Origin of the sequence: Ensifer sp. ENS09 (assembly GCF_014852425.1) — a bacterium.
Taxonomy (GTDB): Bacteria; Pseudomonadota; Alphaproteobacteria; order Rhizobiales; family Rhizobiaceae; genus Ensifer.
In genome coordinates this window covers 690250-702385 of sequence record NZ_JACVBP010000001.1, presented here as the reverse complement: position 1 = coordinate 702385, position 12136 = coordinate 690250, and the positions used below count along the sequence as shown (strand labels likewise).

15 protein-coding genes are annotated in these 12136 nt (G+C 62.7%); 7 read left to right on the top strand and 8 right to left on the bottom strand.

Translation table 11 applies throughout. The features are described from left to right. Positions 1-8 precede the first annotated feature (8 nt). The 6 genes from IB267_RS03455 to IB267_RS03430 all read right to left on the bottom strand — a co-directional run bounded on the left by IB267_RS03455 (position 9) and on the right by IB267_RS03430 (position 3292). Positions 9-236 carry a hypothetical protein gene (locus tag IB267_RS03455; protein ID WP_192446410.1) on the bottom strand — a complete coding sequence of 76 codons (228 nt, stop codon included), beginning with the start codon at positions 234-236 and terminating at the stop codon, positions 9-11. A gap of 9 nt (positions 237-245) precedes the next feature. Continuing rightward, positions 246-548, bottom strand: a complete 303-nt coding sequence (locus IB267_RS03450) for a hypothetical protein (RefSeq protein ID WP_192446409.1) — start codon at positions 546-548, stop codon at positions 246-248. A 116-nt stretch (positions 549-664) separates the two neighbouring features. Continuing rightward, positions 665-898 carry a hypothetical protein gene (locus tag IB267_RS03445; protein WP_192446408.1) on the bottom strand — a complete coding sequence of 78 codons (234 nt, stop codon included), beginning with the start codon at positions 896-898 and terminating at the stop codon, positions 665-667. Between the two features lie 384 nt (positions 899-1282). Continuing rightward, positions 1283-1558, bottom strand: a complete 276-nt coding sequence (locus tag IB267_RS03440; protein ID WP_192446407.1) for a metal/formaldehyde-sensitive transcriptional repressor — start codon at positions 1556-1558, stop codon at positions 1283-1285. A 21-nt stretch (positions 1559-1579) separates the two neighbouring features. Next, positions 1580-2503: a CDF family Co(II)/Ni(II) efflux transporter DmeF gene (dmeF, locus tag IB267_RS03435; RefSeq protein ID WP_246810581.1), complete on the bottom strand. Its 924-nt coding sequence runs from the start codon at positions 2501-2503 to the stop codon at positions 1580-1582. Between the two features lie 168 nt (positions 2504-2671). Beyond that, the gene (locus IB267_RS03430; protein ID WP_192446405.1) at positions 2672-3292 is read right to left on the bottom strand and encodes a DUF1638 domain-containing protein; all 621 of its coding nucleotides are present in this window, start codon (positions 3290-3292) and stop codon (positions 2672-2674) included. Between the two features lie 39 nt (positions 3293-3331). On the opposite strand from IB267_RS03430, the gene IB267_RS03425 reads away from it, so the two are divergent. Next, positions 3332-3490 (top strand): hypothetical protein, encoded by a 159-nt coding sequence (locus IB267_RS03425; RefSeq protein WP_034788206.1) that lies wholly within the window; start codon positions 3332-3334, stop codon positions 3488-3490. Positions 3491-3586: 96 nt separating this feature from the next. Here the strand turns inward: IB267_RS03425 and IB267_RS03420 are convergent, their stop codons facing one another. Further along, positions 3587-4282, bottom strand: coding sequence for a B12-binding domain-containing protein (locus IB267_RS03420; RefSeq protein WP_034788208.1), 696 nt, complete (start codon positions 4280-4282; stop codon positions 3587-3589). 334 nt (positions 4283-4616) lie between these two features. Between IB267_RS03420 and IB267_RS03415 the strand changes: the two genes are divergently transcribed. From IB267_RS03415 to IB267_RS03390, 6 genes are all read left to right on the top strand, one after another. Further along, on the top strand, positions 4617-6191 hold the full coding sequence (locus IB267_RS03415) for a trimethylamine methyltransferase family protein (RefSeq protein ID WP_192446404.1): 1575 nt from the start codon (positions 4617-4619) through the stop codon (positions 6189-6191). A 107-nt stretch (positions 6192-6298) separates the two neighbouring features. Continuing rightward, positions 6299-7003, top strand: a complete 705-nt coding sequence (locus tag IB267_RS03410; protein ID WP_192446403.1) for a 4Fe-4S dicluster domain-containing protein — start codon at positions 6299-6301, stop codon at positions 7001-7003. Positions 7004-7156: 153 nt separating this feature from the next. Further along, the gene (locus tag IB267_RS03405) at positions 7157-7684 is read left to right on the top strand and encodes a hypothetical protein (protein WP_192446402.1); all 528 of its coding nucleotides are present in this window, start codon (positions 7157-7159) and stop codon (positions 7682-7684) included. A 91-nt stretch (positions 7685-7775) separates the two neighbouring features. Continuing rightward, positions 7776-8525 (top strand): phosphodiester glycosidase family protein, encoded by a 750-nt coding sequence (locus IB267_RS03400; protein WP_192446401.1) that lies wholly within the window; start codon positions 7776-7778, stop codon positions 8523-8525. A gap of 102 nt (positions 8526-8627) precedes the next feature. Continuing rightward, complete coding sequence (locus IB267_RS03395) at positions 8628-9155, top strand: RNA polymerase sigma factor (protein WP_192446400.1); 528 nt, start codon at positions 8628-8630, stop codon at positions 9153-9155. 2 nt (positions 9156-9157) lie between these two features. Next, the gene (locus IB267_RS03390) at positions 9158-11320 is read left to right on the top strand and encodes a VWA domain-containing protein (RefSeq protein ID WP_210335739.1); all 2163 of its coding nucleotides are present in this window, start codon (positions 9158-9160) and stop codon (positions 11318-11320) included. Between the two features lie 337 nt (positions 11321-11657). Here the strand turns inward: IB267_RS03390 and IB267_RS03385 are convergent, their stop codons facing one another. Beyond that, the gene (locus IB267_RS03385; protein WP_192446398.1) at positions 11658-12005 is read right to left on the bottom strand and encodes a hypothetical protein; all 348 of its coding nucleotides are present in this window, start codon (positions 12003-12005) and stop codon (positions 11658-11660) included. Positions 12006-12136 lie beyond the last annotated feature (131 nt).

Below are 12136 nucleotides of genomic sequence, written 5' to 3'. Positions count from 1 at the left end.
TGACAACACTAAGGTACGGTCTCAAGGTCGAAGCCAACAATGTTTGGGCGGTTGTCGATGTCTTCACCGGGCAACCGGTTGTTGTTGACGGTTATCTGATGTCCAACTTGCCGCGCGACGAAGCGGATGATCTTCTCGATATTCTCAATCTCCAAGACCGCATACGCAGGGGCACGATTCAGCTTCCGCCCCGGCCGCCGGAAGATAGGGGTTAGATGGGTGGGCTGGAAACCCACGATGGTGGCTCAGCGGGGCACGCTGCCGGTCTTTCGATCAACAGCAGCCTGTCTGAATTGCTCATAAGGCGCCGGACGGGAAGGGGACCTCGGAAACTCCGCGGCAGTGCCCGGCTCGGCCAGCGCCGCCTCCGGAGTGGCGTGGCTGTCGACGCCGCTTTCGAGTGCCGCAATCAGGAAGCGCGTGGCAGCAAGCCGTCCGCCCGAGTCTGCCGTCGCGGTCGTTCCGTAGTAGCCGGCAGCGGCGAGTACCTCGACCAGAAGGCTGAGGTCGTCGGAGTGAAGACAATGTTCTGGATTGCTGGAAGACATTGCGTCCTCCTTTGGTTGGGGCCCAGGCACGAAGGCCCGTAGGCGACGGCGCCCGCTTCAATCGCCGTCGATGAAGCACCCTGCACGCGTTGTCGCGCCAGCGCAACGAACTTCACTCAACCACCGGGAGGTATGTTTTGGCCGAGCGCGCGTTTTGCTTCGTCGCCCGTCGCTGTCCTGTGCGCATCCATCGCGTTCGCCAGATCGAGCCTGCTCGGGCCGACTTTTGCGAAGATGTCACGCGCCGCCAGCGGTGCCAATTGATAGGCCAGAATGAACTCTTCGAGATCGTAGACCGCATCCCAGGCGTGAAGCAGTCTCTTATTGTCGTTCGTGAAATTCTTGGTCATGGGACGCTCCCGCGTTCTGGCTCCGTGCTTGGCGCAAAGACGGCCAAGTGTCAGGCGGCCGAGGAAGCGTCAGGGATGAGTTACGCCAGCTAAACGGGCTTGCGCGAACATGGTTTCAAATTAAGAGTTCAGACGGCGAAGGAGGGGACCTGGCAAGGGGCCTGGCAATGAGGGGGCCCGGGCGGAAGCCGGATCGTCGGCCTCTGACGGAACGTGATCACCGGCGATCAGGCGGACGACGTGCTGTCGCGGCCGGAAGCGTGCGGCCGGCAGGAATTCGCGGTCAATCTGTGAGCTGGCAGAAAGCATGACCGGTCGCCATCGCCGAGCACAGCATGGTTCTCGGCGGCAACGGTGACCTTGGCAAAGTGCGCGGCAGCGACGCTATTTCAGGTAGGCGCGCACCACATCCACCAGTTCGGCCGCCGCTTCCTCCCGGTCCTTCTGCGACAGCTTGGCTGCGGCGACATGCATTTGGATATGGTCTTCGACCACTTCCGCCATCAGCCCGTTGACCGCGCCGCGTATGCCGGCGATCACCTGCATGACCTCGGCGCAGCCCTTCTCCTCCTCCAGCATCCGCTCGACCGCCTCCATCTGGCCGCGCAAGCGCCGGACCCTGTTGATGAGTTTCTGCTTCTCGCGGATCGTATGGGTCATCGGATACTCCGGTTTCGGGTGCTATGCGGCCCTTGGTTCCACCTCGACGGTCACATGCGACAAATCGTGGATGGCGGCAAGCTTCTCGCGATAATAGGACGGCGCCCGCGGATTGTCGGCGACGATCGAGACGATCGCGCCGTGGTGGCCGGGCCCGAGCTGCCAGATGTGCAGGTCGACGATTTCGGCATCTTCCCCGGCAACGATCTCGCCGATCTCTTCCGGCAGATCCTCGCCTTCGGGGATATAGTCGAGCAAGGTCGCCCCGGTGTCGCGGATGAGGCCGAAGGACCAGCGCGCAATGACAAGCGCGCCGACGATGCCCATGGCGGGATCGAGCCACAGCCAGCCGTAGATCGCGCCGAGGCCAAGGGCGACAATCGCGAGAACCGAGGTCAGCGCGTCGGCGAGAACGTGCAGATAGGCGGCGCGCAGGTTGCGATCCTGGCTGCCTTGATGCCCCAGATGCCCATGATGATGCCCATGGTGATCGTGATGGCCATGATCGTCCTTCAGGAGCCAGGCGCAGACGAGATTGACGATGAGGCCGGCGACGGCAACGAGGATCGCCTCGCGGAAATCGATCGTGACTGGAGAACCGAGGCGGCGCAGGCTTTCCCAGCCGATCAGAAGCGCGATGAGCGCCAGCACGATGGCGCTGGAAAAACCGGCGAGGTCGCCGAGTTTCCCGATGCCGAAGGTGAAGCGGCGATTGTTCGAATGCTTGCGCGCATAGAGATAGGCAAGCGCTGCGATCAGCATCGCGGCGGCATGGGTCGACATGTGCCAGCCGTCGGCGACGAGCGCCATCGACCCGAAGACCTGTCCGGCGGCGATCTCGACCACCATCATCGTTGCGGTGACCGCGATGACGATCCAGGTCCGCCGCTCGTTGCGCTCATGATTGCCGCCAAGGAAGACATGATCGTGGCTGGCCGCGAGCATGCGCGCCTCGTTATGCGCATGCCCTTGGTGAGCGTTGTGGTGATGATGGTCGTGCTCGTGATTGCCCATGTCGATGTCTCCAATATGATATAGGGGGGTACCCTATGTGGAGATCAACGTAAAGTCTCTGTTTCGGGCCTGCGATTTCAAATTGATGATGTCGCTAATTCAAGCTTTCAGAAGCGATGTCGTCAGATCGCCATAACCGGTGAAGCGGTATTCGTATTCGAGGCCCAGGCGCTCGGCCGCCTTCTTGGCCTTCTCCTGCAAGCCTGTGTCTTCCTGCTGCGAGAGATAGACCAGCTTGCGGTAGTGGCCGAAATACATGTCCCGGAGTTCCGGGTGGCGATCGAGGCCCAGCGGTTCGATGACAAAGGCTTCGAACTGGCGGGCGAGGAAGTCGGTAAGGAAGAAGGCGGTGAGGTCGTCGTCCCAACGGCGGGCGAAATCCTCGTTGCCGGCGAAGAAGGAATAACAGTGGGGCCCAGGGATGCGCTCGACCTTTTCCTCCTCAAGGAGACGATCGAGATGGCCCCCGGTGCCGCAATCGGCATAGGCGACGAAGATGCGCTCGAAGCCTTCGGCGCGGGCCTTGGCGATGGCGTCGCGAATGCCCGGGGTGATCTTGTCGGGCGTGTTGTGCCAGATGGCGGGCAGACAATTGAGGTCGATATGGCCAAGCCCGTTCGCCTCGCAGATCGCCAGGATTTCGCGGGCGATGGCGCCGCAACCGATCACGTGAACTTTTTCCGGTTGTGCACGTTCTATTGCGGGCGATACTTTTTCCATCTTGATTCCATGTGGCTATCAGCGGGAAGGACCCTGACCATGACAGTAAAGACCCTTGCAACCGTCGGCGCCGTTCTCGTCGCCCTTTCGACGCTTACCGCCTGCGGCAACACCATCCGCGGGATCGGACAGGATACCGCAAACACGGTCAACGCGACACAGTCGGCCGGCAAGAAGGTGGCAAACTCCGTCAACTAACCCGGCAAACCTGCCAGGCACCCTCGCCAGACATAGGAAAGCCGGCCGCGGATTTCACCCACGCGGCCGGCTTTGTCATTTCGGATTGTCCGAAGCTCAGCCGGCCAGGCGGTTGTGCTTGCGCTTCATGAAGTCCTTGGCGGTTTCGACGGCGATCGCCGCATCGCGGCAATAGGCGTCGGCGCCGACGGCCTTGCCGAATTCCTCGTTCAGCGGCGCGCCGCCGACGAGAACGACGTAGTCGTCGCGCAGCCCCTTTTCCTTCAGCGTGTCGATGACGACCTTCATGTAGGGCATGGTGGTCGTCAGAAGCGCCGACATGCCGAGGATATCCGGCTGCTCGCGCTCGATCGCTTCGAGATAGTTTTCGACCGGGTTGTTGATGCCGAGGTCGACGACGTCGAAGCCCGCACCCTCCATCATCATGCCGACGAGGTTCTTGCCGATGTCGTGAATGTCGCCCTTGACGGTGCCGATCACCATCTTGCCGAGCTTCGGCGCGCCGGTTTCGGCCAGAAGCGGGCGCAGGATGGTCATGCCGGCCTTCATGGCGTTGGCCGAGAGCAGCACTTCCGGCACGAACAGGATGCCGTCGCGGAAGTCGATGCCGACGATGCGCATGCCTTCGACCAGCGCCTGGGTCAGGACATCATAGGGCGTCCAGCCGCGCTTGAGCAGGATGTTGGTCCCGTCCTCGATTTCCTCCTTCAGGCCGTCATAGAGGTCGTCGTGCATCTGCTGCACGAGTTCTTCGTCGGAAAGGTCCTCGAGAATGATTTCATCGTCTGCCATATTGGGGTTCCTCGGTTCCTGGCACGGTCGCGCGAAATTTTCGGACGCGTCCATCAATCCATAGCGGTCGATGTCTAAAAATCTGTTTTCGAAAGCGACGTCGCATATGACAAAAAGCGACGGGAGGGCGGCTTCTTTTGCCGCCTGTATATTCTTAACAAAAACAATATATTCGCGCCACGCGGTTTTTGCGCCCGCTTGTCGCCGCTCGGCAGTGTTCGAGTTGCGCCACGCCTTGGCGCATTGAGACCCGCAAGGCCCCCGATGCTTGGTAGCATTAGGGCAAATTGATGCTTGAAGGCGCAAAAAGTGATGCGCGGGAGAGGAAAAGCGAATGAGCGACGTGACAGAACAGGGCGCGGTTGAAGGCGGCGGTCGCCGCGCACGCGGCGAGGGACGGGGAGCAGCGGCAAGGCGCGCATCGCGCACCGGCGGCGGCCCGGGGCCGTCTTTGCCCTATATCCAGCGCAAAATTCGCGAATACGAGGTCCTCGACGAGGAAGGCCTGCAGCTGATCGAGCGCAATGCCGACACCATCCTCGAGGAAATCGGCATCGAATTCCGTGACGACGCCGAGGCGCTCGAACTCTGGAAGCAGGCCGGCGCCGACGTGCGCGGCCAGCGCGTGCATTTCCCCAAGGGTCTCTGCCGCGAACTCCTGAAGACGGCACCTTCCGAGTTCACCTGGCATGCCCGCAACCCGGAGCGCAGCGCGAAGGTCGGCGGCAAGGCGACGATCTTTGCGCCGGTCTACGGCCCGCCCTTCGTGCGTGACCTTGAAGGCGTCCGGCGCTATGCGACGATCGAGGATTTCCGCAATTTCGTGAAGCTCGCCTATATGGCGCCGTCGATGCATTCGTCCGGCGGCACGGTCTGCGAGCCCGTGGACATTCCGGTGAATAAGCGTCACCTCGATATGGTCTACAGCCATATCAAGTATTCCGACAAACCCTTCATGGGCTCGGTGACGGCGCCGGAACGGGCGGAAGACACGATCGCCATGGCGAAGATCGTCTTCGGCGACGACTTCGTCGAAAACAACTGCGTCACGCTCAACCTCATCAACGCCAACTCGCCGATGGTCTTCGACGAGACCATGGTCGGCGCGCTCAAGGTCTATGCCCGCCACAACCAGGCCTGCGTGCTTTCGCCCTTCATCCTGTCGGGCGCCATGAGCCCGGTAACGGTCGCCGGCACCTTGACGCAGATCCTTGCCGAAGTTCTCGCCGGTGCCTCCTTCACCCAGCTCATCCGCAAGGGCGCGCCGGTGCTCTTCGGCACCTTTGCCGCCTCGATCTCGATGCAGTCGGGTGCGCCGACCTTCGGCACGCCGGAGCCGTCGCTGGTCTCCTATGGCGCGGCCCAGCTTGCCCGTCGCCTGAAGCTTCCCTTCCGTACCGGCGGCTCGCTCTGCGGCTCCAAGGTTCCGGACGCGCAGGCAGCGCACGAATCAGCCAACACGCTCAACATGACGCTGCTTGCCGGCACCAATTTCGTGCTGCATGCGGCAGGCTGGCTCGAAGGCGGTCTGATCTCGTCCTACGAGAAGTTCATGATCGACCAGGACCAGCTCGGCATGATGCAGAAGATGGCCGAAGGCATCGATCTCTCGGAAAACGCCCAGGCGCTCGACGCGATCCGCGAAGTCGGTCCGGGCAGCCACTATCTCGGCTGCGCCCACACCCAGGCCAACTTCCAGACGGCCTTCTACCGTTCGCCGCTGGCCGACAACAACTCCTTCGAACAGTGGGAAGTGGAAGGCGAAAAGCGCATCGAGCAGCGCGCCAATGCGCTCTGCCGCAGCTGGCTGGAACACTACGAGGCGCCTTACCTCGATCCCGAGATCGACGAAAAGCTCAAGGCCTTCATCGATCAGCGCAAGAACTCGATGCCGGACGCTTTCACCTGAAAGGGTCCCGAGCGAGCCAGGGAGCAAGGCGGCGCGGCGCAGGTGGCCGATATGATCCAGAAAGAGGTCTGGCGCCCGCATTATGAACATCAGGGGCCGAAACCGAAATGACGGCGCCTTCCGCAAATGCGGACAAGACAATCGAAACGATCCGTGCGGCGCTCGCGCCGCACGGTCTTTTTTTGCGCGGAACCTTGAACTTCGCCTCCGGTGAGGCTGCACCGCTACTGGCCGATGGCCGTCCGGCGGTAAGCGTGGTGCTGGTTGGCAATATCGGCGGCTCGCTGTGGCAGCCCTTCGATGCTTGGCGCTGCAGCCTGGCTGATCGCGGGGGCACCGACCCGCTCGACAACTGGTCGAAGGCGGTGATCCAGCCGATCGCTGCCGCCTGCGGGGCGACCGCCTACTTCCCATCCGACCCGCCCTGGCAACCCTTCCAGCAATGGGCGATGCGGGCCGAGGGCCTGAAGCCGTCGCCATTGGGCATCCTCATCCATCCGCGCTTCGGGCTTTGGCACGGCTATCGCGCAGCGCTCGGCTTCGACATACCGCTTGGCGACACGGGCGAGCGCGGGACCGACCACCCCTGCGACCGGTGCTCGGAAAAGCCCTGCATTTCCGCCTGTCCGGCCGCAGCGCTCGCCGGCGAGCGCTTCGACGTCGCGCTCTGTCGCAGCCATCTGCGCACGGATGCGGGCAGGGCAGGTTGTCTCACAAGTGGCTGTCTCTCGCGTGACGCCTGTCCCGCCGGCAGCCGGTATCGCTACCCGCCTGAGCAGTTGCGTTTCCATATGTCTGCGCTTGAAGTGTGAGCGCCGGTCTCCACTCTGGCGCGCAAAGATGGTGCAAATCTCCAAAATGACTAAAATTGGAGGTGTCGTGGAAAGGTAATATTATCGAATTTATAACGATCTGGACGGCGTGGCGTTGGAGTCCATCGTATGAGAGGTAGCCCAGTCGTATCCGTGAGCAACTATCCTCCGCACCTGTCGCGCGAGGACGTGCAGGCGCAGATATCTCGGCTTGACAGTATTCACGCGGCCAACAGCCAGGTTCTGGAGGACGCTTTCAAGCGCCTTCTGGCGATCGGCGCCGGCCATGCGGCCGTCATCGCGGCCTGCATCACCGGTTTTGATGCGCTGGTCGATCGCTCGGTTTTCGCCGGCGATCTTCTCCCCGATGCCATCGACATCCTGAGAAAATTTGCGCTTACCGTCAGCGCGCTCGGCCTGTTCCTCACGTTCTGGGCGATCGGCAACAATTACGGCGAGGTCCAGAAAGAAGCGAGGCGCCATGCGGTGAAGGTGGCAACGACGCTCAGAGAGAAGCGGCTGCTTTTGTCGCTGTCGCAGGATGTGCTGAACCGCGATCCCAAATCCTATGTGCTTGCGGGCGTCGGCGGCTTTGCCTGCCTTTGCGCGATCTTCGGCCTTGCAAGTCTCGCCGGCATCGCCGGTCTCGTCACCACCATGGCGGCGATCGTCGGCGGCTAGTCGCCAAACGTATGATTTCGCCTGTGCCCGCGCCAGAATAAGCCGCAATCTCAGGCATGCTTGGCGGCTGATTCGATTGGACCTTTTGACCATGCCGCTGTTTCCAAAACCCTTTCTCGTCGGTGCCGTTCTGTCGGCCGGTCTTGCCGGGCCGGCGCTCGGCGCCTGCCGTGATGTCAGCCATCTCGGCCAGGATTATGTCGCCTGCAGTTTCGACCCGGCGACAAGCGATATACGCCTTTACAACAAGGACCAGGCGGGCGTGCCGTTCCGTTCGTTCCGGGCGCTGTCGCTCGAGCTGCGTCACCGCGATGAGTATATGGGCTTCGCCATGAATGGCGGCATGTATCATGACGACCTGTCGCCGGTCGGCCTGCACATCGAGGAGGGCCAAGAGCAGGCGCCGCTCAACACCAATTCCGGCTGGGGCAATTTCCACCTGCTGCCGAACGGGGTGTTTTTTGTCGATGACGGCAAGGCGGGGGTGATGGCGGCGGACGCCTATCGTGACGCCAGGCTGACACCGCGCTTTGCCACCCAGTCCGGGCCGATGCTGGTGATCGACGGCAAACTGCATCCGCGCTTCCTGCCGGATAGCACCAGCCTGAAAACCCGCAACGGCGTCGGCGTGACGGCTGATGGCGAGGTCGTCTTTGTTGTCTCCAAACGGCCGGTGCGCTTCCATGATTTTGCGACGCTGTTTCGCGATACGCTCGATTGCCCCAATGCACTGTTCCTCGACGGCACGATCTCCAGCGTCTACGCGCCTGATATCAACCGCCACGACCGGCTGTTCCCGATGGGGCCGATGATCGCCGTCGTTGGAAAATTTCCACGCTGATCGGGAAAATTTCGACATTGGTCGAAAAAAATGTGCCTCGCACCCAAGGAATGATCAGCCTGCAACGTCTAAGGTTCAAATGAGGTGAGGGCGGGCACGGATTTGGACGCTGAACTCGTCGAAAAGGCGGTTGCCGGAGACCGGCAGGCTTTCGGCCAGCTGGTCGAACGACACTACGACTTTGTCCACGCGGTCGCGTGGCGCTGGTCGGGCAATGGCTCGGACGCGGAAGACATCGCCCAGGACGTTTGCCTGCGGCTCGGAGCTGCGATCCGCGGTTTTCGCGGCACCAGCCGGTTTCGCACCTGGCTTTACACCCTGACGCTGAACGCCGCGCGCGACCATCGGCGGCGGCAGGTGCGCGACAATAGCCGCATGCAGGCCTATGCCAGCGAGCAGGCGACGGCAGCTCGCCTTGATGATCCCGACGAGGAACAGCGCGACGCGCTCTGGACCGCGGTCCGGGAGCTGCCGGAGAAGCAGTGCGATGCGGTGCTGCTCGTTTATGCCGAAGGCTTGAGCCATGCGGCAGCGGCCGACGTGCTCGGCTGTTCGGAGGCAACGATTTCCTGGCATGTGCACGAGGCGCGCAAGCGCCTGAAGACATTGCTCGGCAAGGAGGCAGTGTGACCATGAGCGACGATTTCGAAAAGCTTGGCCGGATCAATCCGCCGAAGGCTTCGCCGGAAGCGCGCGCCCGTGCGCTAGCCTTGGCCATGCAGGCCTTCGACGAAGCCGAAGAAAATTCGAGTGCCACCCAAGGATCGGTTCGGCCGGTTCGTCAAAGCTCCATCTTCAACCGGATATGGAGCCCCATCATGAACCGGAAACTGCTTGCCGGGTCGGCACTCGCCACTCTTCTGGTCGTGCCCGCCGCCGCCTTTCTGACGCTGGAACTGACGCGCAACGGTTCGCCCTTCGGGGACGGCGCACAAGAGATCGCGCTGAAGGAAAAGCCAAAGCCCCAATCGGCATCGAAGCCGGCCCAGCCTGACGCGGTGCCGGAGGGCAATCTCGGCGGGACGCCGGACGGAAAGGCGTCCGGCGCTGTGGCCGATCAGGTTGCTGCCGCGCAGAGGGCGAGCGCGACCGAACAATCCCGTGCCGCCACGTCGAAGGAAGAAACCAATTCCGACGATATAGCGAATGTGTTGGAACGTCCCGCGCCGGAGATGGCCGAAGCCAAGCGCTTGGCCGCCGAAGGCGAGGCCGCAGCGCCCGCCGCGGAAGGCGACGCGATGGCCAACAGCGTTGCGCGTGACAGTGTTGCCCCGCTTTCTGCCGTTGGCGGCGCGCAGCCGCAGATGACCTATCTGCCGGCGCCCGTCGTGCAGGAGGAAATGCAAACCGTGCCGCCCGAAAACCGCGAGCGCTTCGGGAAGGCCGACAGCAATCCGGTGAAAAGCGTCGCGACTGACCCGGTCTCTACCTTCTCGGTCGACGTCGACACGGCCTCCTACGCCTTCGTGCGCCGTTCGCTGATGGAAGGGCAGATGCCCGAGCGCGATGCCGTACGGGTCGAGGAGATGGTCAACTACTTCCCCTATGACTGGCCGCGGCCTGCGAGCGCTGCCGAGCCCTTCAAGGCGACGGTGACTTTGACGCCGACGCCCTGGAATGGCGGCACGCGGCTGATGCATGTGGCGATCAAGGGTTACGACGTCGTGCCGGCCGAGGCGCCGAAGGCGAACCTCGTCTTCCTGATCGACGTGTCCGGCTCGATGGACGAGCCCGACAAGCTGCCGCTCCTGAAAGGCGCTTTCCGGCTGCTGGTCGAGAAGCTAAAGCCCGAGGATACGGTCTCGATCGTCACCTACGCAGGCAACGCCGGAACCGTGCTGGAGCCGACGGCGGTCAAGGACAAGGCAAAGATCCTCGCTGCCATCGATACCTTGCAGCCCGGCGGCTCGACCGCCGGTGCGGAAGGCATCGACGCGGCCTACGGGCTTGCCGAGAAGGCCTTCGTCAAGGGAGGGGTCAACCGCATCATGCTGGCGACGGATGGTGACTTCAATGTCGGCCCGTCGAGCGACGAGGACCTGAAAGGGCTGATCGAGGACAAGCGCAATAGCGGCATCTTCCTGTCGGTGCTCGGCTTCGGCCGTGGCAACTACAACGACGCTCTGATGCAGACGATCGCCCAGAACGGCAACGGCACGGCCGCCTATATCGACACGCTGGCCGAGGCACAGAAGACGCTGGTGGAGGAGGCTGGGTCTTCGCTCTTCCCGATCGCCAAGGACGTCAAGCTGCAGGTGGAGTTCAATCCGGCTGAAATCGCCGAATACCGGCTGATCGGCTACGAGACACGCGCCTTGAAGCGGGAGGACTTCAACAACGACAAGGTGGATGCCGGCGACATCGGCTCCGGGCACAGCGTGACCGCGATCTACGAGGTGACGCCGAAGGGCAGCCCGGCGGTGCTGAACGACGACTTGCGCTATGCGACGGCTGAGAAGCCGGCGGCTGAAGCGACAGGAAATAGCGGCGAACTTGCCTTCCTGAAGATCCGCTACAAGAAGCCGGATGGCGACAAGAGCGAGCTGATCACTACGCCGGTAACCGAGACGAACGCGGTTCCGTCGCTTGCCGAGGCGTCCAATGATGTCCGCTTCTCGGTGGCCGTGGCGGCCTTCGGGCAGAAGCTTGCAGGGGTGACGGCGCTCGCCGACTATTCCTATGACTCAGTCATCGATCTCGCTGCAGCCGCCAAGGGCGCCGATCCGTTCGGCTATCGCTCCGAGTTCGTCAATCTGGCACGGCTGGCCAAGGGGCTTGGCGGTTCCGGGAAGTGATGTCGAGTGGGGCGGGGCAGTCCTCAACCGCGTGGCGAGGACATACCCGCCACCTATGCGGTGAGGGTTTGCTCCTCAACCGCCTGCCGGCAGCTTCTCCCCGTTATGACGGGGAGAAGCGAACGAGTGGCGACCGTTTCACCCATCGCGAAGGCTGAGATTGTCACTGACGTTGAGGTCTGGCAGCGGAGGGTGCGCCTAGCATCTCTCTCCCGCTTGCGGGTAGAGATGTACGCCAGCACAGTGAGGGGCGTCGGGCGTGAGCGCTGCGTCACGGTCATGCCGGCGCGTGGCAAGAGGGAATGGTCGTTGTCGCGCCGCATTTCGACGCGAACGTTCAGGCCTTCGGAAAGGCCCGATCCAAGCCGCCGGCCTTCGACAGGCCGGCCTTGAACGCCTGGTAGGCCGCATGCTGGCTGGAGCGGCCGGCTTCCATCAGGCGCATCTGCAGGCGTGCCGGTGCGTGGCTGCCGAGCCATTGGCCGAGCTTTTCGAGCTTCAGAGAGTTGAGGAACTTCGCCTCCGAGGCGATGTCGAGGTGGCGGTAGAGCCCGTCCATCAGCCGCTCGTCCTGCTCGGGATTTTCCATCAGCAAACGCAGGAAGGACTGCTCGGCCTCGCCGAAGGCGCCGAATTTTTCGGCGACGGTGTCCCGGTCGGGAAAGGAGGCTGGGCCGGCGTTCATGTCACTGTCTCCCGTCTGCGGCCGCGCGGTGCGTTCTGCGGGACGCAAAGGGCGCTGTGGCACGTTGAGCTGCTGCACGATCTCGTCCTTTGGCGGCGGAAACAGGCAACAGCGAATCTCTCTTCCATCGG